20 protein-coding genes and 1 tRNA gene are annotated in these 25,876 nt (G+C 56.8%); 10 read left to right on the top strand and 11 right to left on the bottom strand.

Annotation, left to right across the window (positions count from 1 at the left end; genetic code table 11):
- Positions 1 to 195 precede the first annotated feature (195 nt).
- The 8 genes from NW211_RS02065 to dinB all read right to left on the bottom strand — a co-directional run bounded on the left by NW211_RS02065 (position 196) and on the right by dinB (position 9,253).
- A complete protein-coding gene (locus NW211_RS02065) occupies positions 196 to 1,377 on the bottom strand; it encodes a TolC family protein (RefSeq protein WP_258326755.1) in 1,182 nt (393 codons plus the stop codon).
- Positions 1,374 to 4,460 carry an efflux RND transporter permease subunit gene (locus NW211_RS02060; protein WP_258326754.1) on the bottom strand — a complete coding sequence of 1,029 codons (3,087 nt, stop codon included), beginning with the start codon at positions 4,458 to 4,460 and terminating at the stop codon, positions 1,374 to 1,376. Before NW211_RS02060 ends, NW211_RS02065 begins: the two co-directional genes overlap by 4 nt.
- Positions 4,461 to 4,472: 12 nt before the next feature.
- Complete coding sequence (locus tag NW211_RS02055) at positions 4,473 to 5,663, bottom strand: efflux RND transporter periplasmic adaptor subunit (protein ID WP_258326752.1); 1,191 nt, start codon at positions 5,661 to 5,663, stop codon at positions 4,473 to 4,475.
- A gap of 125 nt (positions 5,664 to 5,788) precedes the next feature.
- Complete coding sequence (locus tag NW211_RS02050) at positions 5,789 to 6,193, bottom strand: DUF6769 family protein (RefSeq protein ID WP_087409056.1); 405 nt, start codon at positions 6,191 to 6,193, stop codon at positions 5,789 to 5,791.
- A 94-nt stretch (positions 6,194 to 6,287) separates the two neighbouring features.
- Entirely contained in the window at positions 6,288 to 6,728 is a 441-nt protein-coding gene (locus NW211_RS02045) for an RNA-binding S4 domain-containing protein (protein ID WP_087409055.1), read from the bottom strand.
- A 5-nt stretch (positions 6,729 to 6,733) separates the two neighbouring features.
- Positions 6,734 to 7,297 (bottom strand): aminoacyl-tRNA hydrolase, encoded by a 564-nt coding sequence (gene pth, locus NW211_RS02040; RefSeq protein WP_087409054.1) that lies wholly within the window; start codon positions 7,295 to 7,297, stop codon positions 6,734 to 6,736.
- A gap of 21 nt (positions 7,298 to 7,318) precedes the next feature.
- The gene (locus NW211_RS02035; RefSeq protein WP_087409053.1) at positions 7,319 to 7,969 is read right to left on the bottom strand and encodes a 50S ribosomal protein L25; all 651 of its coding nucleotides are present in this window, start codon (positions 7,967 to 7,969) and stop codon (positions 7,319 to 7,321) included.
- Between the two features lie 222 nt (positions 7,970 to 8,191).
- The gene (gene dinB / locus NW211_RS02030; protein WP_258326751.1) at positions 8,192 to 9,253 is read right to left on the bottom strand and encodes a DNA polymerase IV; all 1,062 of its coding nucleotides are present in this window, start codon (positions 9,251 to 9,253) and stop codon (positions 8,192 to 8,194) included.
- A 583-nt stretch (positions 9,254 to 9,836) separates the two neighbouring features.
- Between dinB and NW211_RS02025 the strand changes: the two genes are divergently transcribed.
- The 4 genes from NW211_RS02025 to NW211_RS02010 all read left to right on the top strand — a co-directional run bounded on the left by NW211_RS02025 (position 9,837) and on the right by NW211_RS02010 (position 13,817).
- On the top strand, positions 9,837 to 10,145 hold the full coding sequence (locus NW211_RS02025) for a cell division protein ZapA (RefSeq protein WP_087409051.1): 309 nt from the start codon (positions 9,837 to 9,839) through the stop codon (positions 10,143 to 10,145).
- A 96-nt stretch (positions 10,146 to 10,241) separates the two neighbouring features.
- A complete protein-coding gene (gene rny, locus NW211_RS02020) occupies positions 10,242 to 11,783 on the top strand; it encodes a ribonuclease Y (RefSeq protein ID WP_087409050.1) in 1,542 nt (513 codons plus the stop codon).
- A 124-nt stretch (positions 11,784 to 11,907) separates the two neighbouring features.
- Positions 11,908 to 13,332, top strand: coding sequence for a regulatory iron-sulfur-containing complex subunit RicT (locus NW211_RS02015; protein ID WP_258326750.1), 1,425 nt, complete (start codon positions 11,908 to 11,910; stop codon positions 13,330 to 13,332).
- A 14-nt stretch (positions 13,333 to 13,346) separates the two neighbouring features.
- Positions 13,347 to 13,817, top strand: a complete 471-nt coding sequence (locus tag NW211_RS02010) for a gliding motility lipoprotein GldH (RefSeq protein ID WP_087409048.1) — start codon at positions 13,347 to 13,349, stop codon at positions 13,815 to 13,817.
- A gap of 208 nt (positions 13,818 to 14,025) precedes the next feature.
- On the opposite strand, the gene NW211_RS02005 is transcribed toward NW211_RS02010, so the two are convergent.
- On the bottom strand, positions 14,026 to 16,275 hold the full coding sequence (locus NW211_RS02005) for an inorganic phosphate transporter (RefSeq protein ID WP_258326749.1): 2,250 nt from the start codon (positions 16,273 to 16,275) through the stop codon (positions 14,026 to 14,028).
- A 294-nt stretch (positions 16,276 to 16,569) separates the two neighbouring features.
- The gene (locus tag NW211_RS02000) at positions 16,570 to 18,711 is read right to left on the bottom strand and encodes an alpha amylase C-terminal domain-containing protein (RefSeq protein ID WP_258326748.1); all 2,142 of its coding nucleotides are present in this window, start codon (positions 18,709 to 18,711) and stop codon (positions 16,570 to 16,572) included.
- Positions 18,712 to 18,880: 169 nt separating this feature from the next.
- Here NW211_RS02000 and NW211_RS01995 point away from each other — a divergent pair, with 169 nt between their 5' ends.
- The 3 genes from NW211_RS01995 (at position 18,881) to NW211_RS01985 (ending at position 22,287) form a co-directional block, all read left to right on the top strand.
- Entirely contained in the window at positions 18,881 to 19,054 is a 174-nt protein-coding gene (locus tag NW211_RS01995; protein ID WP_258326747.1) for a hypothetical protein, read from the top strand.
- Positions 19,055 to 19,208: 154 nt separating this feature from the next.
- A complete protein-coding gene (locus NW211_RS01990) occupies positions 19,209 to 21,713 on the top strand; it encodes a C10 family peptidase (protein ID WP_258326745.1) in 2,505 nt (834 codons plus the stop codon).
- 7 nt (positions 21,714 to 21,720) lie between these two features.
- On the top strand, positions 21,721 to 22,287 hold the full coding sequence (locus tag NW211_RS01985) for a hypothetical protein (protein WP_258326744.1): 567 nt from the start codon (positions 21,721 to 21,723) through the stop codon (positions 22,285 to 22,287).
- Between the two features lie 101 nt (positions 22,288 to 22,388).
- On the opposite strand, the gene NW211_RS01980 is transcribed toward NW211_RS01985, so the two are convergent.
- Positions 22,389 to 23,810 (bottom strand): rRNA cytosine-C5-methyltransferase, encoded by a 1,422-nt coding sequence (locus NW211_RS01980; protein ID WP_258326743.1) that lies wholly within the window; start codon positions 23,808 to 23,810, stop codon positions 22,389 to 22,391.
- Positions 23,811 to 23,891: 81 nt separating this feature from the next.
- On the opposite strand from NW211_RS01980, the gene NW211_RS01975 reads away from it, so the two are divergent.
- The 3 genes from NW211_RS01975 to NW211_RS01965 all read left to right on the top strand — a co-directional run bounded on the left by NW211_RS01975 (position 23,892) and on the right by NW211_RS01965 (position 25,721).
- Positions 23,892 to 24,599 (top strand): SAM-dependent methyltransferase, encoded by a 708-nt coding sequence (locus NW211_RS01975; protein WP_258326742.1) that lies wholly within the window; start codon positions 23,892 to 23,894, stop codon positions 24,597 to 24,599.
- 121 nt (positions 24,600 to 24,720) lie between these two features.
- Complete coding sequence (locus tag NW211_RS01970; RefSeq protein WP_087409043.1) at positions 24,721 to 25,542, top strand: MBL fold metallo-hydrolase; 822 nt, start codon at positions 24,721 to 24,723, stop codon at positions 25,540 to 25,542.
- A 106-nt stretch (positions 25,543 to 25,648) separates the two neighbouring features.
- Positions 25,649 to 25,721 (top strand) — tRNA-Lys (locus NW211_RS01965).
- The last annotated feature ends 155 nt before the right edge of the window (positions 25,722 to 25,876 follow it).

Below are 25,876 nucleotides of genomic sequence, written 5' to 3'. Positions count from 1 at the left end.
TACTTTGCAAAGATGTATATTGTTTTCCATATAAACAATATTCCTATGGAAAATATTTATGGATATAATATCTCTTAACACTCTCGGCTATTCCGGGACATCTGCAGGGAGGGTATCTGGGAGACTGTCGAATAAAAAAATCCTCCGCACCGGGTGAGGCGCGAAGGATTCTGTTACAAGGTTTTAGCGGTAATCTTACAATTCGAATTTGTACATGCGGGCCAACCGCAACTGGTATTCATACTCGAGCGAGAGCCGGTTGTCAAACGCCTCGTAGAGCTGGGTCGCATCTACCAGATATTCGACCATCGATATTTGTCCGGCCGTGAGGGCCTTTTGCAGCAGCCCCAGGTTGTTCTGGCGCATCAGCAGGTCGTAGCGGGCGTGGTCGCGTTGCAACGATACGGCTTCGTCGTAGGCGGTCTGCAGCTCGGCCAAAGCCTGTTGCTCGCGATTGTTCACGGCAAAGCTCCCGGCCAGAGCCTGGGCCTTGGCCATCTTCACCTTCTTGCGATTGGCAAAGAGGGGGATGGAGATACCTACCGAAAGACCGTTGAACCGCTCGCCCAACTCATAGGCATGGCGGTAGCCCAACTCAAACTTGGGCAGCCACCCGGCCCGGTTGAGGGCCACCGACTTGTCGGCGATGAGGCTCTCCTGGCGCAGCAGCTGCAGCTCGGGGTCGGCCTGCAGGGCCTGGGCTTTCAGGTCGTCGAACGAGGCGGGCATCGCTGCCTGCGGGTAGTCGGTCAACATCTCGAGGCCCCCCTCGAAAGGTTCGCCGCCGTTCAGCGCCCGCAGTTGGGCCAGACAGGCCGAACGGTCGTTGCGCAGCCGCGTGTTGGCGGTGGTGACGTTGAGCTGTTCGATTTCGATTTTGTTCACGTCGAGTATGGCGGCATCGCCCGTCGCGAGTCGTTCGCGATAGAGGGCGGCCAGCCGGTCGGCAGCCGCCTGCCGCTCCTCGCCCAACTGAATGCAGCGGTTCAGATAGACGATGCGCAGGCACAACTCCTTGGCCTGCAACAGCACCTGCTGCCGCAACAGTGCCTGCTGCCCGTCGTAGAGGCTGCGCTTGAGGTTGCCCATCTGGTTGCGCTGCACGTAGAGCGAGGGGAAATCGAATGCCTGCGACACGGTGATGTCGTATTTGCGGTCGCCGGCATTCTGGGCACCCCACAGGTGCTCCAGTTCGAAAGTTGGGTCGGCGAGCGAGTTTTGCGACGACACCTCGGCCTTCTGGCTCAGCACCATCTGGGCCCCGGCCTTCAGCTGGGGATTGTTGGTCTCGATACTCGACAGAATATCGGCCATCTTATTTTGAGCTCCCGCACCCGCAACGGCGAGTGCGCAGAGCAGGAAAAGCGTTTTTCTCATCGGTTTTCTTTTTTACGGTTCATAATCCAATAAACGACCGGCACCACAAAGGCGTTGAGGAAGGTCGAAGTAATCAATCCGCCCAGAATCACTTTGGCCATCGGGCTCTGTATCTCGTTGCCCGGCAGGTCGCCGCCCAGAGCCAGCGGGATAAGGGCCAGGGCCGAGGTGAGCGCCGTCATCAGGATGGGGTTCAACCGGTCGAGCGAGCCGTGCAATACGGTATCGTGCAGCGTATGCCCCTCGGCCAGCATGGTGTTGTAGTGCGACACGAGCAGCATGCCGTTGCGGGTGGCGATACCGAAGAGCGAGATGAAGCCGATGATGGCGGGGATACTGATTTCGCCCGTGGTGAAGCGCAGGATAAAGACGCCGCCGATGAGGGCCAGCGGCAGGTTGAGCAGGATGACGGCCGACTGCGACGCGCTGCGGAACTGGTTGTACAACAGCAGGAATACCACCAGCAGCGAGAAGAGCGACACAATCGAGAGGGTGCGCGAGGCGGCGGCTTCGCTCTCGAACTGTCCGCCATACTCGATGAAGTAACCCTCGGGCAGGGTGATGGTCTCGTCGATGCGTTCCCGGATGTCGTCGACTACGCTACGCAGGTCGCGGTCGCTCACGTTGGCCGAGATGACGATTTTACGTTTCACATTCTCGCGGTTGATGGTGTTGGGACCGGTAGCCGACTCAATCTCGGCCAGTGTGCTCAACGGCACTTTGCCCATCTGCGTGTCGATCATCAGGTCGCCGATGCGGGAGGCGGTGGCCCGTTCGTCGTCTTTCACCTTGACCGTGAGGTCGAAGGTACGGCTACCCTCGTAGACCTGCGAGACTACCTCGCCGGCCAGGGCCACGTCGATAAACTCCGAGAACTCGGACAGCGTTACCCCGTAGCGGGCCAGCATCTCGCGCCGCGGCGTAATCTTCAGTTGCGGCCGTTCGATTTGCTGCTCGACATTCAGGTCTACCACGCCGTCGATGGTCGAGATGTTTTTCTTGATCTGGTTGCCCAGCATGAACATGCGGTTGAGGTCGTCGCCGAAGAGCTTGATGGCGATGCGGGCCTGTGTACCCGAGAGCATGGCGTCGATGCGGTGCGAGATGGGCTGCCCGATTTCGATGTTGACACCGGGCAGAATCGAGAGTTTCTTGCGCACATCGGCTACCACCTCGGCATGCGAGCGGTCTTTCAGTTCGAAGGGGGCTTCGATTTCCGAGGTGTTCACACCCAGCGCATGTTCATCGAGCTCGGCACGTCCCGTCTTGCGGGCCACGGTCTTGATTTCGGGCACCTCGAGCAGCAGTTGCTCGGCCCGGCGGCCGATGTTGTCCGACTCCTCGAGCGAGATGCCCGGCAGGGTGCTCACGTTGATGGTGAACGACCCTTCATTGAACGACGGCAGGAAACTGCGGCCCAGGGTAAAGAAGGTAATCAGTGCCGCTACAAAGAGCACGATGGTGCCGCCCAGTACCTCGCGGCGGTGGCGCAGCGACCACTCGAGGGCCCGCTGGTAATACTTCTTGAGGGTGCGGGCCACGATGGGTTCGCGGCTCATCTTGTCGTCGTCACCCTTACCCAACAGGTAGCTGCAGAGTACCGGCGTGAGGGTGAGGGCCACGATGGTCGAGGCAAACAGCGCCACGATGAAGGCGATACCCAGCGGTACCAGCATGCGCCCCTCCATACCGGTGAGGAAGAAGAGGGGGATGAAGGTGACGATAATGATGAGCGTCGAGTTGAGGATAGGCATACGCACCTCGCGCGAAGCCTCGAACACCACGTCGATAACCCGCTTGCGCTCGCCGGGCGGCAGCTTGCGGTTTTCGCGCAGGTGTTTGTAGACATTTTCCACGTCGACAATGGCATCGTCGACCAGCGACCCGATGGCGATGGCCATACCGCCCAGACTCATGGTGTTGATGGTGAAGCCCATGAAGTGCAGGGCCAATATCGAGAAGAGCAGCGAGAACGGCAGGGCAACCAGCGAGATGATGGTGGTGCGCACGTTCATCAGGAAGAAGAAGAGCACGATGACCACGAAGAAGGCCCCTTCGTAGAGCGACTTCTTCACGTTGTCGATAGAGCTCTCGATGAAGTGCGACTGGCGGAAGATGTCGGTCGATACGGTCACGTCGGCCGGCATGTTCTTTTTCAGCTCGTCGACCGACTCCAGCAGCTTGTCGGTCAAGTCGAGCGTGCTGGTGTTGGGCTGCTTGGTGACGGTGAGCAGCACGGCCGGATGAGCCTCGACCGAAGCGCACCCCAGCTTGGGCGCCTTGTCGCCAATCTTCACCTCGGCGATGTCGCCCATCAGGATGGGGACACCGTCGACGCGTTTCACCACACCCTTGGCAATGGCGTCGACATCGGTCGTAGCCACGGCACCGCGTATGATGTATTCGTTGCCATATTCATAGAGGATGCCGCCGTTGGCATTGCGGTTCATCTGGCGGGCAGCGGTCAGCACCTCGTCGAGCGAAACCCCGTATTGTTTCATGCGGGGCAGGTCGAGCAGAATCTGGTACTCCTTCATCTCGCCGCCGATGACGGTAACCTGTGCCACCCCACCGATGGAGAGGAGGCGGGGACGGATGGTCCAGTCGGCCAGCGTGCGCAAGTCGCGCATCGAGGTCGAGTCGGCCGTGAGGCCGATAATCATCATCTCGCCCAGAATGGACGACTGCGGGCCCAGCGTAGGGGTGCCTACCCCCTGGGGCAGGCTCTCGCCCACGACGGCCAGTTTTTCGGAGGTTATCTGGCGGGCCCGATAAATATCGGTACCCCAGTCAAACTCGACCCACACGACCGAGAAGCCGGTGGTCGACGACGAGCGCACCCGACGCACGTCGGTGGCACCGTTGAGGGCCGTCTCTACCGGGAAGGTAACCAGGCGCTCCACCTCTTCGGGAGCCATGCCCGGAGCCTCGGTCATCACCACGACGGTGGGGGCGTTCAGGTCGGGGAATACGTCGACATCCATCTTGAGCGACGTATAGATGCCTGCAAACATCAACAGTATCGAAGCAACCAGCACGAGCAGCCGATTGTTCAGCGAATATCGGATAATCTTGTTCAACATGGCTGCGGCGGATTAGTGGTTGTGGGAATGACCTTCGGGAATGACACCGCTGTGTGCGGCCAGTTTCACCTGATAGACACCGCGGGTAACCACCCGGTCGCCCTCGTGCAGACCCGAGAGGATGCGCACGTTGGCCCCGTCGGTATCACCCAGCGTGACCTCTTGCTTCTTATATCCCTCTTCGTCGAGACGCAGGTAGACGAAGTAGAGTCCCTGCTCCTCGGTGAGGGCCGAGACGGGTACCACCAGGGCATTGTCGACCGGCGTAGAGAGCAGATAGACCTCGACACAGGCACCGGGCACTACATCGCCCCGGTTGTCGAGTTCGAAGACCACCGGCACGTAGGCACCGCCGGCCAGGGAGCCGCGGCCGTAGCTCAGCAGCTTGCCGTTCAGTTGGTCGAGGCTGTATACCTGGTCGTCATACGAGGTCTTGAAGTGGGCCGATGCGATGGTAGGCAGTGCCTTGTAGTAGCGTTGCGGCACCTCGGCCCGCAACCGCAACCGGCGGTTTTGCGAGAGGGTCATCAGCGGTTGTCCCATCTCCACGAAGTCGCCGTCGTTCACCAGAATGTTTTTCAGGTAGCCGCTCATGGGAGCCTGCACGGCACTGCCCGTCCCGTTTCCGCCGATAGCCTCGTAGGCCAGCCGGGCGGTCTCGTAATCCTTGGCTATCCGTTCGTACTCCTGGCGCGAGATAATCTGGTCTTTCACCAGTTCGCTGGCCCGGTCGTAGGCCTTGCGAGCCGTCTCGTAGTCGATATGGGCGCGTTGTGCCGGGTCGCCTGCGGCCAGCTTTTGGGCCGAGAGGCGCAGCAGCACGCTCCCTTTCGATACTTGACTGCCGTCGGTGATATGCCGTCCGGCCAGCGAGACCACGCCCGACACGGGGGCTACGACCGTCATCTCGTCGCCCTGGGCGGCCGAGAGAGTACCCGAGCAGGGAATCACGCTGTGAAACTTCTCGGGCTTTATGGTTTTGGTGGTCAGGCCGATGGCTTCGGCCTCGGCTTTTTTCAGGATGATTTCGTCGCCATGGCCTTCGGCTTCGTGGTCGTGACCTTCGTGCTCGCTGTGCTCATGGTCGTGCTCTTCGATGTGGTCGCTGTGTTCGTGGGCTTCGCCATCGGTGTGCGACGAGCCCGAGCAGCTCCACAGAATATACGATAAGATTGTGATTGTCAATAATATGTTTCGTTTCATAGGTATTGCTTTAATATTGAATAAACAGATGTTTCAATCGTTACGGCCATGTCGGTGGCCGCACGTACGCATGGCTCGGCAGTGCATGATGCTCTGCGAGACAACACGATTTCAAAACTATATACCTATGCTACGGGAGGGGCCCTCAGAGCGAGGGTCTGGAGAAAGACGGCCGTATGCAGCCGTTCGACATAGATGCCATACGTGGGCGACTCGTCGGGGATGTCGACGACCCAGTCGGCCAATACGGCCCAGGTACCCAGCAATATCTTGACCGGGGCAAACCGAAGGGTTAGGTGCTGATGCAACGATGCCAGATCGACCGGTATCTTGTAGGCAAACCAGTTGCAGCCGGTGCAATCGTCGGTCTCTTCTTCGGCGCTTTTGGCGTGGGAGTCGTCGCTGCCGAGCAGGTTGAACTCGAGGCATATCATGCCGTTGGCGTGGTGATGATGCGGAAGTGTCGTAGAGAGCACTCCCAGGCAACCGGCCAGCAACAGACATACTATTTTCAGCTTCTTAGCCCACATAAAAGATAGATTTGCAACGGCAAAGGTAAGGCACAATCCCCGGGAACGGGATATTACCCCTGCAGTTTCAATCGAGTTTTAAATTTATTTAATATTATTCCTCGTCCAAGTCGTCGTCGAAATCGAAGTCAAAATCGAATCCGTCGTCGGCATACTGCGACTCGAGGAACTGTGCCATCTGTCGGCCGTCGCGTTTCGTGGGGCGTCCCAGCCCCTTCTGCCGGTTGACAAAGCCGCTGATGCGCACCATGTCGAGCAGTTCGTATTGCTCGGGTGGGGTGACATTCTCGAGGTAGCCCGGCACCAGTTTGGCCCCCATGCGGTTCTCGGCCAGAGCCAGAATCTTGAACGAGTAGGTCACGGGCGGCTTGCGCACCTGTATCGTGTCGCCCACCTTGACCGTGCGCGAGGGCTTCACCCCTACGCCGTCGACCATCACCCGGCCCTTTTTGCAGGCCTCGGTAGCGATGGTGCGGGTTTTGAAGATGCGGGTGGCCCACATGAACTTGTCGATTCGTACCTCTTCTTTTGCCATAGTTGCTACTTGTTGTTATACTGGTTCATGGTCTGCTGTACACCGGCCAGACAGAAACTCTTGATAATTTCGCCGGCCCGTTCCAGCTTCTCGGGCAGTTGTGCCTCTTGTTCCGGGGGGAAGGCCCCCAGCACGAAATCGATCTGCCCGCCACGCGGAAAGTCGTTGCCGATGCCGAACCGCAACCTCGAATAGACCTGCGTGCCCAATGTCTCGCAAATGTGCTTCAGTCCGTTGTGACCGGCATCGCTGCCTTTGGGTTTCAGCCGCAAGGTGCCGAAGGGGAGAGCCAAATCGTCGACCACGACGAGCAGATTTTCTACGGGGATATTCTCCTTCTGCAACCAGTAGCGCACGGCGTTCCCGCTCAGGTTCATATAGGTCGAGGGCTTGAGCAGCACGAGGGTACGTCCCTTGATGCGCAGCTCGCAGGTAGCTCCGTAACGGCCGTCGGTAAAAACGAGATTGGACGCCTTAGCCAAGGCGTCCAATACTCTGAATCCTATGTTATGCCGGGTATTCTCGTATTCGTAACCGATATTCCCCAGCCCTACAATCAGATATTTCATCTACAAAAAGATGGTGTTTGATTAGTCTTGTTTAGCTTGAGCACCACGAGCGGCACGCGTCAGGTTAACGGCGCAAACCACAGCATTCTTGGCGTTCATCAGTTCCAGACCCTCGAAGTGGAGCTCGCCTACTTGCAGCGTCTTGCCCAGACCCAGGTTGTCGATGTTGATAACCAGACGTTCGGGGATGTTGGTGTAGATGGCTTTCACTTTGAGTTTTCTCATCGAGAGGCTCAGTTTACCACCGGCACGTACACCTTCGGAGTGACCTTCGAGTTGAACGGGAACTTCCATAACCACCGGTTTCTTGTCGGTAACTTCGAGGAAGTCCATGTGCAGAATAGCGTCGGTTACGGGGTGGAATTGCAGGTCTTTCAAGATGGCCATTTTCTTCTCACCGTCGATGTTCAGTTCTACGGCAAAGATATCGGGAGTGTAAACCAGTTTGCGAACAGCGTCTTTGGTTACAGTGAAATCGGTAACGATAATACCTTTTTTACCACCCGTGAGTTCTACCAGTTTTTCGCAGGGTTTCAGGGTGCCGGTGTAAGGCAGGTCTACCAGTTCGCCACCGTTGAGAACGGCAGGAATCAGGTTTTGTTTACGCAGGCCTTTTACAGCTTTCTTGCCCAGATCGGTACGGGCCGTACCATTCAGTTGAAATGTTTTCATTGTTTTGTTGTTTTGTGTTACTCAAAATTAAGTGATTTCTCTTGCTCCTTAATTTCCCATCACACGGAATTTTCAAAAAGCGGGGCAAAGATACGATATTATTTTCTAATGTACAATAGCTTAGTCAATAATTCACACACCCGTGTGGCGGCGGTTGTCGTGGGCCATCGTGGCCATTGCGCGGGGGCAGTCGGTGGTGTGGTGACGGTCTCGGGGTGGCGGTTAAGGCAGGTCGTCGAAAGGGAGCCGCAGTTGTACGCCGTCAAGACCTGCCTCGAGCGAGTTGCCTACGCCTGCGCCGATAAGTCTGATTTTGTGTCCCCCGAAGTCGCAGGCCGTGAGCAGCTCCTGCGCCACGCGGTAGAGTGTGGCCAACGAGTCGACCGGGGTCGGTAGCGTCTTCGAGCGGGTGATCTGTTTGAAATTGTCGAATTTGAGTTTCAGCACCACCGTCTTCCCCTTGAAACGGTGGCGTTGAAGCCGTCCCCATACCTCGTCGCACACCTCGCCCAGGTCGGCAGCCAGCCGGGCGCGGTCGTCGGTATCTTCGATAAAGGTGGTCTCGGCGCTGATCGATTTGCGTATGCGGTTGGGCACCACCTCGCGGTCGTCGATGCCGCGGGCATAGCCGTAGTAGAGAAGTCCCGCCTTGCCAAACTGGCGCATGAGCGAGGCGCGGTCCCACTGCCGCAGGTCGGCCCCGGTGAGGATACCCAGCGCGTGCATCTTCTGGGCCGTCACTTCGCCGATACCGAAGAACCGTTTGATGGGCAGGGTGGCGACAAACGCCTCGATTTGAGCAGGAGCGATGGTAAAGAGCCCGTTGGGCTTGCGGTAGTCCGAGGCGATTTTGGCCAGCATCTTGTTGACCGACACCCCGGCCGATGCCGTGAGTTGCGTCTCGGCCAGAATGCGGCGTTTGATTTCGCGGGCTACCAGCGTAGCCGACCGCTCGTGCGACACGTCGAGAAAAGCTTCGTCGAGCGACAGCGGCTCAATCAGGTCGGTATAGTCGGCAAAGATGCTGCGTATCTGCATCGACACCGCCTTGTAGACCTCGTGCCGCGGTTCCACGAAGATAAGCTGAGGGCAGAGCCTCCGGGCCTGAGCCGACGAGAGAGCCGAGTGCACGCCATAAGGACGAGCCTCGTAGCTGGCCGTAGCCACTACGCCCCGCGGGCCGCTATGCCCCACGGCGATAGGCTTGCCCCGATAGACCGGGTTGTCGCGCTGCTCGACCGAGGCATAGAAGGCATCCATGTCGATGTGTATGATTTTCCGCATAATGCAAAGATAGTGAAAGGCGAGAGCAGAGGCAAATGAAAACTTGTTTTCAAATTTGACCATGCCGAGCCGCCTCCTGTCTTCTGAAAAGATGGCAAAAGGCGAGAGCAGAGGCAAGTCGATACGCGGGTCCGAAAATTTTTCGCAAGAAATATCAGAAGAGATGGCTTGTCAAATAAACTTAAAAATTGTGATAATTTTGAGAAAATAAGAAATATTCCCCCTGTTTTTGCCGCTTTTGTCGGGAATTATCTATATTTGTATAGAATTTGGTGAGATAATGGCCGGAAATTCGAAAGACATAATAGAATCGCTTATCGCTAAGTTTCACGCTATTAGCGATTTATGTAAGTCTCTCGAAGAGGAGAACGGGTCACTCAAAGACCGCTTGGCGCAATGCGGGCAAGATATGCAGGCATTGCAGCAACGATACGACGAGCTGGAGAAGAGGTATAACAATCTGAAACTCTCGCGATCGATTACGGCACAAGAGGGGTCGAGTGTCGCCGAAACAAAGGCCAGATTTGCCAGGTTGGTGCGGGAAATCGATAAGTGCATCTCACTCTTGAACGAATAGGATGCTATGAACGATGATAAATTAAAGATAACTCTGAGAATTGCCGACCTGAAAAACCCGTTAGCCTTGCGGGTCGATTACGGTGCGGACGAAAAATATTGGAGAGATGCCGCCGACTTGTTCAACAAGCGATGGGCTTTTTACCGGGACAAGTACAAAGATGGACTGATGGATTCGGAATCGGTAATGGCGATGGTCGCCGTCGAGATAGCTCGACTCTACTGCGAGATGGTACAAGATCGCAAGAACCTGCTGGCCGATTTGAAGAGACTCGAAGTCGAGGCGGAACAGATATTAAACGAGCATACCGTATAGAATAGCGGTATCGAAAAGAGAGATAATTCCTGCACTGCAGCAGCTCCGGAGGTGGGCGGCTGGTAGTGCTTTTTTTATAATTATAATTTAGAAACGATGAATTACATACTACTAATCTCCGCAAGCGTAGGCGGTCTCGTGATAGGCGGTCTCGTTGTATTTCTGGTGAACCGCTACCTGTTGGCGGCTCGCTCCAAGACCATCCTCGAAGAGGCCGAGAAAGAGGCCGAGGTCATCAAGAAAAACAAACTGCTCGAGGTGAAAGAGAAGTTTATCCACATGAAGGCCGAAATGGAGAAGCAGGCCAATGCCCGCAATGCCAAGATACAGTCGGCCGAGTCGAAACTCAAGCAACGCGAAATGCAGCTCTCGCAGCAACAACAGGAGTTGCAACGCAAGAAAAGCGAGACCGAGGCCGTGCGTGCCAACCTCGACAGCCAGCTCGAACTGGTAGAGAAGAGGAAACAGGAGCTCGAGAAACTCCACAAGTCGGAAGTAGAGCGTCTGGAGCACCTCTCGGGTATCTCGGCCGAAGAGGCTAAGGAGCGTCTCGTCGAGTCGCTCAAGGAGGAGGCCAAAACGCAGGCTGCCTCGTATATCAACGACATCATGGACGATGCCAAGATGACCGCCAACAAAGAGGCCAAGCGCATCGTGATACAAAGTATCCAACGGGTAGCCACCGAAACCGCTATCGAAAACTCGGTAACGGTATTCCATATCGAATCGGACGAAATCAAAGGCCGCATCATCGGTCGCGAAGGCCGCAACATCCGTGCCCTCGAGGCTGCTACCGGGGTCGAGATTATCGTCGACGATACCCCCGAGGCCATCGTGCTCTCGGCCTTTGACCCCGTGCGTCGCGAGATTGCCCGTCTGGCCCTGCACCAGCTGGTAACCGACGGCCGCATCCACCCTGCCCGTATCGAAGAGGTGGTAGCCAAGGTGCGCAAACAGATTGAAGAGGAGATAATCGAGACCGGTAAACGTACCGCCATCGACCTGGGTATACACGGTCTGCACCCCGAGCTTATCCGCCTGGTGGGCAAGATGAAATACCGCTCGTCTTACGGTCAGAACCTGCTGCAACACTCGCGCGAGACGGCCAACCTCTGTGCCGTCATGGCTTCGGAGCTGGGTCTCAATCCCAAGAAAGCCCGTCGCGCCGGTCTGCTGCACGATATAGGCAAGGTGCCCGACGAGGAGCCCGAATTGCCGCACGCCCTGCTGGGTATGAAACTGGCCGAGAAGTACAAGGAGAAACCCGATATCTGCAACGCCATCGGCGCTCACCACGACGAGACCGAAATGACCAGCCTGCTGGCTCCCATCGTACAGGTGTGCGATGCCATTTCGGGTGCACGTCCCGGCGCCCGTCGCGAAATCGTCGAGGCCTACATCAAGCGGTTGAACGACCTTGAGCAACTGGCCCTCTCGTATCCCGGCGTATTGAAGACCTACGCCATACAGGCCGGCCGCGAGTTGCGCGTGATTGTGGGTGCCGACAAGATCGACGATGCCGAAACCGAAAATCTGTCGACCGAAATCGCCAAACGTATTCAGGACGAGATGACCTATCCCGGACAGGTGAAGATTACCGTCATCCGCGAGACGCGGGCCGTAAGCTTCGCCAAATAAGCCGGGCGACGCCATACCGCTCCATTCCCCCATTTATCAACCAACGACGAGGCCGTAGGGCGTTACCCGAACCGCTGTTTCGAGTACGGTCTGGGGCCTTGTCGGTGTTAACGATTTACTCAACATGGACCATACAAACGACAATCATACTACAAACCCGTCGGAGAAGCCGCAGCTTACCTCGGCCAACTGCCGCCGCAAGGGGGCGAAGCTCGAGGTCTACGACTGGCTGGCCGACATTCCCGAGTCGCACGACGACACCGACCTGGTCGAGGTGCGGTTCAAGAATACCCGCAAAGGGTACTACCGCAACACGACTCACATCCGGCTCGTGCCGGGCGATCTGGTAGCCGTCGAGGCTTCGCCGGGGCACGACATCGGCGAGGTGACCCTTACCGGCCGGCTGGTGTTGCTGCAGATGAAGAAGAACAACGTCAAGATCGACAATCCCGAGCTCAAGCGGGTCTACCGCAAGGCCAAGCCCAACGACCTCGAGAAGTTCGAAGAGGCCAAGGCCAAGGAGCACGATACCATGATCAGGGCCCGCAAGATTGCCGAGGACCTGCACCTCGACATGAAAATCGGCGACGTCGAGTATCAGGGCGATGGCAACAAGGCCATCTTCTACTACATCGCCGACGAACGGGTCGACTTCCGCCAGCTCATCAAGGTGCTGGCCGAGGTCTTCAGGGTGCGTATCGAGATGAAGCAGATCGGTGCCCGTCAGGAGGCCGGACGCATTGGCGGTCTGGGTCCCTGCGGCCGTCAGTTGTGCTGCTCGGGCTGGATGACCAATTTCGTGTCGGTAGCCACCAGTGCCGCCCGCTATCAGGACATTGCCCTCAATCCGCAGAAACTGGCCGGGCAGTGTGCCAAACTGAAGTGCTGCCTCAATTACGAGGCCGATGCCTACGTAGAGGCGCAGAAGCGGCTCCCCTCGCGCGAGATTCCGCTCGAGACGAAACTCAACACCTACTACCATTTCAAGACCGATATTTTCAAACGCGAGATGTCCTACTCGACCGACAAGTCGATGGCGGCCAATCTGGTGACCGTGAGTGCCGAGCGGGTGTTCGAAATCATCGCCCTCAACAAGCGGGGCATCAAACCCGATACCCTCGAGGCCGAGGCCGGAGCTCGTGCTCCCGAACGCCGCGACTTCGAAGATGTGGTAGGACAGGACAGCCTTACCCGCTTCGACAAGGCCAAGAAGAAGAAAAAAGGCAACGGCGGCGGAAACAACGGCAACAATGGCGGCGGCAACAACAACGGACGTCGTCAGCAGGGTGGCGGTGAGCCGCGCAACAAGTCGGGCAACGGCAATAACAACGGCGGCAACCGCGGGCAGAACAAGCCTCCGCGCAACGGCAAGAAGGGGGGCGGAGGCAAAGAGTCCAACGCTCAGCAGCCCAACGGCCAGCAACCCCGTAAAGAGGGGGGCGAGAATGCCGCACCCAAGCAACAGGGAGCACCCAAACAGCAAGGGGCGCCCAAGCGGCCGGCACCCAAACCGGCCGCTCCCGAAAAGCGCGAAGAGAAAAAAGAGTAAGACCGAGGCAAACGATGAAACGAAACGGGTTGTATATAGGATGTGCCGCGCTGTGGCTGGCGAGCTTGCTTTCGTGTGGACAGAACGATGTCTACAACGAGTTCAATACGCTGCCCAAGAACGGTTGGTTCAAACGCGACGTACAGCGGTTCACCCCCGAGTCGCCCGACTCGACGGGGCGTTACGACCTCTTCCTCACGCTGCGCCATAATGGCGACTATGCCTACCGCAACCTGTGGCTCTTCGTTTCCTATACCGGGGCCGACGGCCGGCAGAAGACCGATACCGTCAACTGCGAACTGGCCGATGAGTTCGGTCGCTGGTCGGGTGGTGGCTGGGGCTCGTACTACCAGCAGGAGCTGTTGCTCGACAATCGTTTCCGTTTCGGTCGCGACCAGGTAGTGACTATCCAGCAGGCCATGCGCGACGACCGCATCCGCGGCATCTCCGACATAGGTATCCGCATTGCCCCGCATAAACCCTGATTGTAAACTCGAACAGCCTCGTCACCACGAGGTTGTACAAATACCACCAGAGAGGTGTGTCGACCGGTTCTCCGGCAGGCACACCTCTCTCGCATGTAGTGGCATACTCTTTTTGAACCGGATTCAAAAAGGGATAGGCCGCCCTTTGCTCTCGCAAGAGGCGGCCCGAGTTCTCAAAAATTAAAAGATGCAAATTGAGACTTGTATATTATTGATTCTCTTCCTGGAATTTTTGGTTCATCTTCAGCAGGTTGATGGTGTAGGCCACCACGTTCTGCGACTCTTGGATGACGGTGAGGTAGACGATGCCCACCTTGATGTAAGACACCTGTTCACGCATGTTGCGAATCTCCTCCCGCTTGAGCACACCCAGCTGGTTGATGAGCTGGTTGCCCCGGTTGTAGAGTGTGGAGAACTGGCTTGAGTTGTTCTCTTCGACAAGCTCCCGACTCTTCTCCAGGAAGCCGACAATCTCGAGAGCAATGGCACCGAAGTTCTCCTTCTGGCTCTTGTCAAGCGGGTTGAAGTTGTTGTCGGTGTGCTCCAGACACGGCTCACACATGCGCTTGATGGCGTGGATAATGTCGTAGGAGAAGTCGTTGCCCTGGAAGTAGTAGAGACCCTTTTCCAGACCAACCTGATCGTTCAGGTGCGATACGCCTATGGTCCCCAACCGTTTCACCTGTTTGAAGTAGCTGCGCTCGGTCTCGATGTCGCCCATGGCCTTACGCAAGGTGCGGTAGCTCTCGTGCAGAAATCCCGTAGTTACCCGGTTGTAGAGGTCGGCGCTCCACTCCAGCACTTTGGTGTACTCTTCGCGGCTGAACTGGCGCAGCAGCACCAGCGCCTCTTCCTTGTCTTTGTTGGCCACCAGCTGTTGGGCTAGCGAGCTCTTTTTCTCTTGTTTCAGTTTCTTGTTATAGGTAATTTGGCTGTGGATAAGCATATAGGCGGCGAGGGCGCTCAGCAGGATGATGGCGATGGTACCACCGTAGTAGACAATCATCGTAACGATGAAGCAGATGAGGAAGGCTGCACCAGCCGTGATGAACCATCCGCCCACTACCGAGATGACACCCGTAATGCGGTATACGGCGCTGTCGCGTCCCCAGGCCCGGTCGGCGAGCGAGGTACCCATGGCCACCATGAAGGTAACGTAGGTGGTCGAGAGGGGCAATTTCAGCGAAGTACCCAGGGCGATGAGCAGACTGGCCAGCACCAGGTTGACCGAGGCCCGCACCAGGTCGAAGGCGGCGCCGTGCTCGAGTATCACTTCGTCCTTGTCGAACCGGCTGTTGAGCCAGGCCCGGGCTTTGGGCGGTATGCTGTTGATGATGTACGACGAGGTGTTGGTGGTCATGCGCACCAGTTTACGGGCGATAGGCGAGGTACCGAAGTTCTCTTCGCCGGTCTCCTGACGCGAGAGGTCGACCGAAGTCTTGATGACGTTCTGTGCCTTTTTCGAGGTGAACAGGGCGATAACCATGATGATACCCGAACCGATGAGGAATACCGGCGGTGTCTTGGCCGAGTCGAGCAGCGAGGTCATCAGGTATTGGTCGGGGGCTGCGCCGCCGCCATTGGCCACATAGTCGGTGTAGGCCGAGAAGCCGGCCAGAGGCACACCGATGAAGTTCACCAGGTCGTTGCCGGCGAAGGCCAGAGCCAGGGCAAAGGTACCCAGCAGCACAACCACTTTCAGCACATTCACGCGGCACCATGTGAGTATCTGCATCAGCACCGTAGTGGCCACGAAGCAGCAGCCCAGCAGCATCGTGGTATTTTCGTGAATCCATTGCCGGGTATCGGCGGTCATCAGGGTCGACTCTTTCAACCCTTTGAAAAGGATGAAATAGATAATCGTCGTGGCTGCAAAACCGCCGAACAGCGCACCGAAATATTTAAGTTGCCGCCGATAGTTGAACTTGAAAATCAGTCGGGCAATATACTGTACGATAACACCGAAGAAGAAGGCGATGGCTACCGACACGAATATGGCGACAATCACTTGCAGCGCCTTGTCGGTGTTGATGAGGTCGCCCATCTGCAGCAGTCCGTTGCTGTTTATCGTTTTGATGATGGCCAGCGCAAAGGTACCGCCCAGCAACTCGAATACCATCGAAACCGTGGTCGAGGTGGGTAGACCCATGGTGTTGAAGACATCGAGCAGCACCACATCGGTGAGCATGACCGCCAGCGATATACACATGATTTCGTTCAGGTAGAAGTACTGTGGCTGGTATATGCCGTGTCGGGCAATATCCATCATGCCGTTCGACATGGAGGCTCCCACAAAAATACCTACGGCAGCTATGGCCATAATCATTTTGAACGAAGCGGCTTTCGACCCGATGGCCGAGTTGAGGAAGTTGACGGCATCGTTGCTCACGCCGACCGACAGGTCAAAGACGGCGATGAAGAAAATAAAGATGACGATAATCAGATAGAATGTTTCCATAATCTCCAATTTGCATGTTTTTTGGCATCGCAAAGGAACGATTTTCATGTTACAGAATCGTTACAAACGTATATCTATCTTATTTCGTTTCGGCGAAATGTAAGGTGCAACGGGGTGAGGTGTAGCCTTTTCCTGTTTTCTTAGAGAGGCAAGAAGCCCTGGTCGGTCGGGTGGGGTGATGAGTTGTGGGGAGCGAGGGGGCGGTGGAGCGTTCTTCCGGGTGAGGTATATGCAAGTCGAGGGCATCCCCGTGTGGGAAGCCCTCGATTGGATGGTGTTCGGTTGTTCTACCGATTATTGCTTTTTCGCTTTTGTGGTTTTGGTCGAGCGGGCAGTCGCTTTTCTTTCCGTCTTCGGTTTTTGGGCAGTTTGGGCGGTTTTCCGAGTCGAGCTTTTTTCGGTCGCTTCGGGGGTGTTGCCTATCTCTTCGGGTCTCTTCCAGCGAAGAATTTGAGCCGAACGGGCCGGCAGGTAGAGCAGCAGCCACTCCTTCTTCTCTTTCTCGAAGAGCGGGTCGCGCCGTGTAAAGTGGGGAACGCTCTTGTCTACGAGTCCATATCCACCGAATTCGGTATCGTCGCTGCTGAGCAGGGTGGTGTATTCGCCGGCGGGGGCCAGAATGCCGTAGCCGTTGAACGACTTGCAGGGGTGGAAGTTGAAGACGAAGAGCAGGTCGTCGCGCATGAAGGCGAGCACCTGGTCGCCATCGTTTTCGCACAGTTTGACGATGGGGGTCTGCTCGAACTTCTTCTTCTGGCTTACCAGATGAATCATGGCCTGGTCGAAGGCTCCGAGGTACTGGTACTTGAGGTCTTCGCGGTCAACGAGGTCCCACTGGCGGCGGGCATATTTGTAGGACCAGCCGTTGCCCTGGCGGGGGAAATCGATCCACTCGGGGTGACCGAACTCGTTGCCCATGAAGTTGAGGTACCCGCCGTTGATGGTCGAGAGGGTAACGAGCCGTATCATCTTGTGCAGGGCCATGCCCCGGTCTACGACAAAGTTGGTGTCGCCCTTGCTCATGTGCCAGTACATCACGTCGTCGATGAGGCGGAATATGATGGTCTTGTCGCCCACGAGAGCCTGGTCGTGGCTCTCGGCATAGTTGATGGTCTTTTCGTCGGCCCGCCGGTTGGTCAGTTCCCAGAATATGGCGGTAGGTTTCCAGTCCTCGTCCTTCTTCTCCTTGATGGTCTTTATCCAGAAGTCGGGGATACCCATGGCCATGCGGTAGTCGAAGCCGATGCCACCGTCCTTGAATTTGGCTGCCAGGCCCGGCATGCCGCTCATCTCTTCGGCAATGGTGATGGCGCGCGGGTTTACCTGGTGGATGAGTTCGTTGGCCAGAGTGAGGTAGACGATGGCGTTGTCGTCCTGCCCGCCGTTGTAGTAGTCGTCGTACGAGCAGAAGGCCTGCCCCAGCCCGTGGTTGTAGTAGAGCATCGAGGTGACGCCGTCGAAGCGGAACCCGTCGAAGTGGAACTCGTCGAGCCAGTATTTGCAGTTGGAGAGCAGGAAGTGAATCACTTCGTTCTTGCCGTAGTCGAAGCAGAGCGAGTCCCACGCCGGGTGCTCCCGCCGGTTGTCGCCGTAGAAATATTGGTCGTAGGAGCCGTCGAAGCGGCCCAGACCCTCGACCTCGTTCTTCACGGCGTGCGAGTGCACGATGTCCATGATGACGGCGATGCCGCGCCGGTGAGCGTCGTCGATGAGGGCCTTCAGGTCGTCGGGGGTACCGAATCGCGACGAGGGGGCAAAGAAGCTCGACACGTGGTAGCCGAACGAGCCGTAATAGGGGTGCTCCTGTATGGCCATAATCTGTATGGCGTTGTAGCCGTCGGCATCGATGCGAGGCAGAATCTTCTCGCGAAATTCGTTATAGGTGCCCACCTTCTCCTCCTGCTGGGCCATACCGATGTGGCATTCGTAGATGAGCAGGGGCGAAGTCTTGGGTTTGAAGTTGGTCTTGGTGAAGGTAAAGGGCTGTCTGGGGTCCCAGATCTGAGCCGAGAAGATATAGGTCTCGGGGTCTTGCACCACGCGGGTAGCCCAGGCGGGTATGCGTTCGCCCTGCCCGCCGTTCCAGTGGACCGACAGCTTGTAGAGGTCGAGGTGATGCAGTGTCTTGAGGGGAAGCTTGATTTCCCACACGCCGTTCCCGATAGCCAGCAGTTTGTATTGAGGTTGTTCTTTCCAGTCCGAGAAGGTACCAATCAGGTAGATGGCGTTGGCGTTGGGAGCCCATTCGCGGAATACCCAATGACCTTTTTCTTTGTGAAGGCCGAAGTAGAGGTATCCGTCGGCAAATTCCGAGAGGTTGCCGCTGCCGTTGGTCAGTTCGGCCATTTTTTCTAAGGCACGGTTATGACGGCCTTCGATTGCCTGTTTATAAGGGGCCAGCCAAGGATCGTTTTTTATCAGTTTCAGAGTTTTCATAGGGCTGTTTTTAAGGAAGAACGACATGACTGCAGGAGCGCATTGATGGCGCCTCCCTGCCGGTTGAAACAGGCCGATTGCCGGGCTTGGTAGAGAGGAATTTCCGTACCTGAATCCCAGTCGACTTTCGTCCTATTCCTACATGCAAAAGTAATAAAAAAACCGATATATGAAACTTTTGGAGCGGAAACATTGTGAAGGGAATGTGAAAAAGTTTTTGCCCGATTTTTCCCTGGGAGATAGGATGCGGTTCGGGATAAAAAATACTGAAACAAGTTTCGATATTTTATTCTTCGCTCACCTTTCACAATCTTTAGATAAGATAGGATGCGGTTCGGGATAAAAAATATCTGAAACAAGTTTCGATATTTTATTCTCCGCTCACCTTTCACTATTTTTGTACCACACATATAATATTATAGTCGCCATAAGAAAGGGATATGGCGAGCCATATTACAGAAACAGTAGTAGAGATGTCTAAAATGAAAAACAATCGAGTGAAACCATTTTTTATAGTGGCTTTGTGTGTGTCGTTGGCTGCATCGCTGTATGCCCGGCCGCGCACCGTGCAGCAGGCACAACAGATAGCCAGCGAATTTGCAGGCAGTGCCGGCAATCTTAAAAAGACGATGGGGACCTCGACGCGGCTCGCCTATACCCGCAGCGGGGATTCGCAGCCGTTGTTCTATGTCTTTAACCGGGGGGAGGGTTTTGTTATCGTGTCGGCCGACGACCGGGCTCCCGAGATTCTGGGGTATTCCGATGCCGGTCCGTTCGACATTGACAGCCTGCCCGACAACTTCCGGTATTTGTTGAACTCCTATGCCACCGAACTCGAGTCGCTTGCTGCTGCACCCGAGGCCGTCGCCTTCTCCGCGAAAAAGGTAGAGCGCTCCACACAGGCCACGGGCAAGTCGGTGGCTCCGTTGTTGGGCAGTATCCTGTGGGACCAGGGCGATCCCTACAATCTGCAATGCCCGGTGATGAGCGATGGCGGCAGGTCTGTGGTGGGCTGTGTGGCTACGGCCATGGCTCAGATTATGGGGTACCACCAGTGGCCCGAGAAGGGAACCGGAACGATACCGGGGTATACCACGCGAAGCCAGGGTTTGGTGATTGACGAAGAGAATATCGAGAATACCTATTACGATTGGGACCATATGACGCCCATCTATACCAGCGAGAGTACCGACGAGGAGCGAAATGCCGTGGCTACCCTGATGTATCATTGCGGAATCTCGGTGGGTATGGACTACGGTTACGAGAGCGGTGCCTTCTCGGACGATGTACCCGAGGCGCTGGCTACCTATTTCGGCTACAACAAGAATATGAAACTACTGAACCGAATTTACTATACCAAGACCGAATGGGATTCCATCATCCGCCACGAGTTGGACGAAAAGCGCCCCGTTTATTACAGCGGTTCCAGTGCGCAGGGTGGCCATGCTTTTGTGTGCGATGGCTACGATACCAACGGTCTGTTCCATATCAACTGGGGTTGGAGCGGTATGTCGAACGGTTATTTCACGCTTTCCAATCTGACTCCGACGGCTCAGGGTACCGGTGGCAGCAACGGCGGATTCAACTGGGGACAGGCAATCATCACCGGCATACAATCGGAAACTCTGCCCGATGACGGCTTGTATCAGCTCTGCATGGATACGACTCTGATGGTCTCCCGCACGGAAATCGGGCGCAACGAATCGTTCGAGGTGTGGGTCAATGGCCTTTGGAATCTGGGTTGCAATACCTTCGAAGGGAATATCGGGCCCGCACTGTGCGACGATTCGGGCCACGTGGTTTGCCCGCTGGAGTTGATGACTACGCGTCTCGAGCGTTCCTATGGTTGGTATTCACTTTCGTTTGGCGAACAAACGATACCCGGCACGGTGCCCGATGGCAGCTATCGGCTTCATCTGGTCTATCAGGCTGAGGGTTCGTCCGACTATCACGTCATGCGCGCTCCTGCAGGCACATCCAACTATCTGCAAGTGACGGTGAGCGGCGGTCGGGTGACGTTTGCCGATGCGGCCGGGTTTGATGTCGACTTGCAGTTGGATGCCTTGGAACTCTCGGGTAATCTCTATCAGAATCGAAATGGCCGGTTCACCTACACGGTAACCAACCGAGGCTGCGAATATGTGTCGAGTTTGGTTTTGGTATTGGAGTCGGCGACCGACGGTAGTGTAGCACAGTGGGGTACTTTCAATCCTGTCTCCATGGCTCCCGGCGAGACGCAGACCTTTGAGGTGTCGGAGTATATAACCACAGCACCCGGGGAGTATAATCTCTATCTCTGTTACGATGAAGGGAACAGTGCCAACGGAGCCTTTTCGTATGTGTCGGTTTTGGGTGAGCCCCGACGGGTTACGGTCTACGAAACTCCTGCCGAGGGAACCCCCGATTTGCAACTGGTTTCGCCGTTGACGCTGGAAGGTGACGGTGGCTCCGTGAATCGGGCCGATATTCGCATGAGTGCCCGCGTCGCCAATCGGGGAGCCTATTTCGCCAACGATATAGTCGCCTTTATTTTCTCCGAGTCGGGAGACACCTATATATCGTATATAGGTTACCAGCAGCTGATTATCGATGCCGACGAGGAGGTCGACGTGAACATCGACGCAGCTCTCACGCTGGACGATGGTTCTTATGTGGCTGTGCTCTATTATTATAATGGCAGTGACTGGATACAGTTTACACCGTATGAAAACAGTTTTGTCTATTTTACCCTGAGTACGCCTACCGGCTTGGATGAGGTCGACGGGACAGCCGGAGACCTGGCGGTCTATCCCAATCCGGTGCAGGAGACGCTCCATGTACGCCAGGCTGGCGAGGTAATCGACCTGGCGGTCTACGACCTCTCGGGTCGCGAACTGTTGCGCCTGATGCCCGTACCGGGCGAAGAGCTGCAGGTGCCCGTGGCCGATTTGCAGGCCGGCACCTATCTGTTGCGGGTACGCACGGCTCAAGAAGTGAAGACAACCCAATTTATCAAGAAATAGAAACCTTATGAAACCGATTATTTTTCTTTGTTCGGCCATGTTGATTCTCAGTGCAGGATGCAAAAGTTCCAAACCGGTTGCCCAGGCTCCCGAAAAGACGACCTCGGGGCAGGTGCTCACGGGGGCGAAGCCTGCCCAGGCTCTCCCGTCGGCTATCGTGTATAAGACGACCCGCGACTTCAGCGACCATGTGCCGGTGACACTCGATGCCCGGCACGAGCATATCGTGGCCTATCCGGCTCCCTCCGATCTCTATTATCAGGGCCGCCTGGCCAAGCCCACCGCACTGGCCGACGGCTATTGGCTCGACAACCGCGGTATCAACGAGCACGTGGCTTTCCTCGACTATACCTATGAGGAGTACAGTGCTCTGGAGCAGACGCCTACCGTGCAGCAGCTCGAGGCTCGTATTCTGGAGCGCTACCCGCTCACCGAACTCTACGTGTGTGGCAAGCGGGGTAGCTATGCCGATGAGGTGACAGAGCTCAATGCCTTGATAAAAGATGGTTTTCCCGGCTGCCGCAAGGTGGAGTTGCCCCGGGATATGAGCCGGGTGTCGGCTCCCAAGTTGTAGCGGGTGAATCGTGAACAGGTACAGGGCGAGGGTATGGCGAAGGCCGTACCCTCGTTTCCGTTTCGGGGGGGTATCGGGTAGTCGAGACGAATACCTCGTGCTTATACGTGTTCGACAGGCAGGTCGGGCAGGAGGTCGGGGGTGTAGCCGCTGCGGATGCGCCACTCCTGCGGATAGAGGTTGTTGGCCCGGTTGCCCAGATTCTTGACCCACCCGAGGGGGAAACCGCGGTAGGCGACGATGAGGTATCCGCGCGGCTGGTCGGGTGGCAGCACGATGCTCTCGCGGCGCAGGTAGGCCAGGGCCGTAGCGAGGTCGGCTTCGAAGCGGGGTGTCTTTTCGGGGTCGAGAGCCGTCGAGAGAGCCAGCGAGGGGTGAGGAATGTAGTCGCGACCCTTGACGGTAGCCAGAGTGACACCGGCCTGCAGCAGGGTGAGGTGCCGGTCGAGCAACTGGTAGTCGGCCCGGTATTCGCGGGGGATGGCCAGGAAACTGTCGCCGCGCGACACAAAGTCGAAATCGTCGGGACGAGCCAGCCGTTGGCACCATTCGTCGGGCACGGGAGTCGCCGGGGTGGTCTTCTTCCCCTTCTTGTTGCGTTTGCCGGCCGGTTCGTCAAGCAGCCGGGAGTGCGAGTCGTCGGGTTCGCCGGGTTTCCGCAACACCGCCATGAAGAGCCCTTCGCCCCGTGTGAGATGCGGCATGAAGCGGTAGGCCGTCACACCCGGTACGAGAGCCGAAGCGATGCCCCAGGCCGGGTCGGTATCGACCGTGAGCGGGGTGGCTCCCAGCTCTTTCATCAGGTAGAGCACCATCTCTTCGTTCTCCTCGAGGTTGTAGGTGCAGGTGCTGTAAATGAGCACTCCGCCCGGCTTGAGGGCCGGCCACACGTCGGTGAGGATTTGCCGCTGGCGTTCGGCGCAGCGGTCCACCCCGGCAGGCGACCACTCGGCAATGGCGTCGGGGTCTTTGCGAAACATCCCCTCGCCCGAGCAGGGCACATCGGTAGCCACCATGTCGAAGTAGCTCTCGAGACGGGCAAAGTCGGCCGCCTCGTTGCGGGTCACCACCGAGAAGGGCGAGCCCCATTTCGTCAGGTTCTCGGCCAGGATATAGGTGCGGTTGGGCACCACCTCGTTGCTCACCACCAGACTGCCGGCCGGGAGCGAGGCTATGGCATCGGTCGATTTTCCGCCGGGTGCGGCGCAAAGGTCGAGGTAGCGCACCGGGGTGTGTATGTACTGGTCGATGACCCGATGCAGGAACATCGAGGCTGCCTCCTGCACATAGTAGGCCCCGGCATGGAAGCAGGGGTCGAAGGTGAAGGCCGGCCGTTCGGGCAGATAGTAGCCCTCTTGCGACCAGGGTACCGCTTCGCCCAACGGTCTGCCCGGCCGGCATTTGGCCGGGTTGAGCCGGATGCTCACCGGCGACTCGGTAGCGAGCGCCTGTTCAAAGCGGGGGTAGTCGTCGCCCAGCAGGCGGCGGGTGCGGTCGATAAACGAAGAGGGCAGTTCTGTCATAATCGGGTCGAGGAAATTTTCACGATTCGACAAAGATAGGTATTTTTGCCGATAGATTTTGTAGCCCTCAAAAAAGTCGTTATGCTCAAAGCCGCTTTATACCTCATACCCGTACCGCTGGGCGATACTCCCATCGACCGGGTACTGCCCGCCTATAACCGCGAAGTGATAGCCGGAATCAGCCATTTCGTCGTGGAGAATGTGCGTTCGGCCCGTCGTTTTCTCAAGAAGTCGAACCCCGATATTTGCATCGATGCCCTCACCTTCTACGAGTTGAACCGTCACACCCCGGCCACCGAGGTGAGCAGCTACCTCAATCCGTTGCGTCAGGGCCAGCCCGTTGGGGTTATCTCCGAAGCGGGATGCCCGGCCGTGGCCGACCCGGGAGCCGATGTGGCGGCGATTGCCCAGCGCGAGCATCTGCCGGTGGTGCCGTTGGTGGGCCCGTCGTCGATACTGATGTCGCTCATGGCCTCGGGCTTCAACGGCCAGAGCTTTGCCTTCCAGGGCTATCTGCCCATCGAGGCCGGCGAGCGGGCCAAGCGCATCAAGCAGCTCGAGCAGCGGGTCTATGCCGAAGACCAGACCCAGATATTCATCGAGACTCCCTACCGCAACCACAAGATGATCGAGGACCTCGTGCGCACCTGTCGCCCGCACACCCGCCTGTGTGTGGCGGCCAACATCACCTGCCCCGACGAGAACATCCGCACCCTCTCGCTGAGCGAGTGGGCCAAGACCTCGTACAACTACCAGAAGACCCCGGCCATCTTCCTGCTCTACAAATAGGGCGGAGTGCCTGCCGGGCTTCGGGAAAAAATTGTCGGAATCGCGGCAATATCTTTGTGGCCGATAATTTTCTATTGTGCGGCTAAAAAACTATCTTTGTACCCCAAGGAGAAAAAAGGATATGAGCTTGCAATTTCTGAGCTTGGCCAGCGGAAGCAGTGGCAACTGTTATTATTTGGGAACGGAAGATTATGGCATACTGATCGATGCCGGCAAAGGTGTACGCACCATCAAGAAGGTTTTGAGGGAGTATGGCATACCGTTTGAAAAAATCGTGGCCTTGTGCATCACCCACGACCACGCCGACCACATCAAGGCGGCCGGAACCTTGGGCGAGAAATTCGGAATCCCCATCTATACCACCGAGACCATCAAGAACGGCATGAACCGCAACTACTGCATGGTCGACAAGGTATACAGCGCGCACCGCGCCATCATCAAGGAGGTACCCTTCAAAATCAGAGACTTTACCATCACCGCCTTCGAGGTGCCCCACGACGGGAGCGACAACGTGGGCTTCCTTGTTACGTACGGCAATCTGCATTTTGCCTTTGCTACCGACCTGGGTACCATCACCCCGACGGCCGACAAGTATCTGCGTCAGGCCAACTACCTGGTCATCGAGTCGAACTACGACGAGGCCATGCTGCAACACGGCACCTATCCGCCTCACCTCAAGCGGCGCATCCTGGCCGACAACGGCCACATGGACAATGCCCGCACGGCCGACTATCTGGCCCGTATCTATACCCCGGCGTTGCGCAACATTTTCCTGTGCCACCTCAGCGGCGACAACAACCATCCCGAGCTGGCTTACAAGACCATCGAGAACCGGCTGTACGAGGAGGGTATCCGCGTAGGCAAGGATGTGGAGCTGGTGGCGCTTACCCGCAACCACCCCTCGGCGCTCTATACCTTCGAGGAGCCCGACGGGCAGGAGTAGATGCTGCTCTTTTTTTACGAATTTTGCACATTGCCGAAAAATTTTTTGAAGAATCCTTTGCAGGTTTCTCGAAAAGCCTTACCTTTGCACCCGTTCCTTATGGAATGACTCCGTAGCTCAGTTGGTAGAGCAAATGACTCTTAATCATTGGGTCGAGGGTTCGAGCCCCTCCGGGGTCACAGACAACGGCGCTTGCATCACGATGCAGGCGCTTTTTTTATGCCTTTTGCGCTCGGGGCTCTCCGCGGAAAAGGGGAGCGGCAGTGGAAAATCTTGGGCGTTTTGTCGACCACGCCTCTAAGCCGGAATTTGTAAAAATAGAAAAAATGTCTAT

It is taken from the genome of Barnesiella sp. ET7 (assembly GCF_024733785.1).
GTDB lineage: Bacteria > Bacteroidota > Bacteroidia > Bacteroidales > Barnesiellaceae > Barnesiella > Barnesiella merdigallinarum.
The sequence above is the reverse complement of the archived record's forward strand: the minus strand, read 5'-3'. Positions and strand labels throughout refer to the sequence as shown.

What these genes read in the sequence shown, in the direction of transcription:
- NW211_RS02065 (WP_258326755.1), bottom strand. Translation starts at nt 1,377, where the DNA reads ATGAGAAAAACGCTTTTCCTGCTCTGCGCACTCGCCGTTGCGGGTGCG.
- NW211_RS02060 (WP_258326754.1), bottom strand. Translation starts at nt 4,460, where the DNA reads ATGTTGAACAAGATTATCCGATATTCGCTGAACAATCGGCTGCTCGTG.
- NW211_RS02055 (WP_258326752.1), bottom strand. Translation starts at nt 5,663, where the DNA reads ATGAAACGAAACATATTATTGACAATCACAATCTTATCGTATATTCTG.
- NW211_RS02050 (WP_087409056.1), bottom strand. Translation starts at nt 6,193, where the DNA reads ATGTGGGCTAAGAAGCTGAAAATAGTATGTCTGTTGCTGGCCGGTTGC.
- NW211_RS02045 (WP_087409055.1), bottom strand. Translation starts at nt 6,728, where the DNA reads ATGGCAAAAGAAGAGGTACGAATCGACAAGTTCATGTGGGCCACCCGC.
- pth (WP_087409054.1), bottom strand. Translation starts at nt 7,297, where the DNA reads ATGAAATATCTGATTGTAGGGCTGGGGAATATCGGTTACGAATACGAG.
- NW211_RS02035 (WP_087409053.1), bottom strand. Translation starts at nt 7,969, where the DNA reads ATGAAAACATTTCAACTGAATGGTACGGCCCGTACCGATCTGGGCAAG.
- dinB (WP_258326751.1), bottom strand. Translation starts at nt 9,253, where the DNA reads ATGCGGAAAATCATACACATCGACATGGATGCCTTCTATGCCTCGGTC.
- NW211_RS02025 (WP_087409051.1), top strand. Translation starts at nt 9,837, where the DNA reads ATGAACGATGATAAATTAAAGATAACTCTGAGAATTGCCGACCTGAAA.
- rny (WP_087409050.1), top strand. Translation starts at nt 10,242, where the DNA reads ATGAATTACATACTACTAATCTCCGCAAGCGTAGGCGGTCTCGTGATA.
- NW211_RS02015 (WP_258326750.1), top strand. Translation starts at nt 11,908, where the DNA reads ATGGACCATACAAACGACAATCATACTACAAACCCGTCGGAGAAGCCG.
- NW211_RS02010 (WP_087409048.1), top strand. Translation starts at nt 13,347, where the DNA reads ATGAAACGAAACGGGTTGTATATAGGATGTGCCGCGCTGTGGCTGGCG.
- NW211_RS02005 (WP_258326749.1), bottom strand. Translation starts at nt 16,275, where the DNA reads ATGGAAACATTCTATCTGATTATCGTCATCTTTATTTTCTTCATCGCC.
- NW211_RS02000 (WP_258326748.1), bottom strand. Translation starts at nt 18,711, where the DNA reads ATGAAAACTCTGAAACTGATAAAAAACGATCCTTGGCTGGCCCCTTAT.
- NW211_RS01995 (WP_258326747.1), top strand. Translation starts at nt 18,881, where the DNA reads ATGAAACTTTTGGAGCGGAAACATTGTGAAGGGAATGTGAAAAAGTTT.
- NW211_RS01985 (WP_258326744.1), top strand. Translation starts at nt 21,721, where the DNA reads ATGAAACCGATTATTTTTCTTTGTTCGGCCATGTTGATTCTCAGTGCA.
- NW211_RS01980 (WP_258326743.1), bottom strand. Translation starts at nt 23,810, where the DNA reads ATGACAGAACTGCCCTCTTCGTTTATCGACCGCACCCGCCGCCTGCTG.
- NW211_RS01975 (WP_258326742.1), top strand. Translation starts at nt 23,892, where the DNA reads ATGCTCAAAGCCGCTTTATACCTCATACCCGTACCGCTGGGCGATACT.
- NW211_RS01970 (WP_087409043.1), top strand. Translation starts at nt 24,721, where the DNA reads ATGAGCTTGCAATTTCTGAGCTTGGCCAGCGGAAGCAGTGGCAACTGT.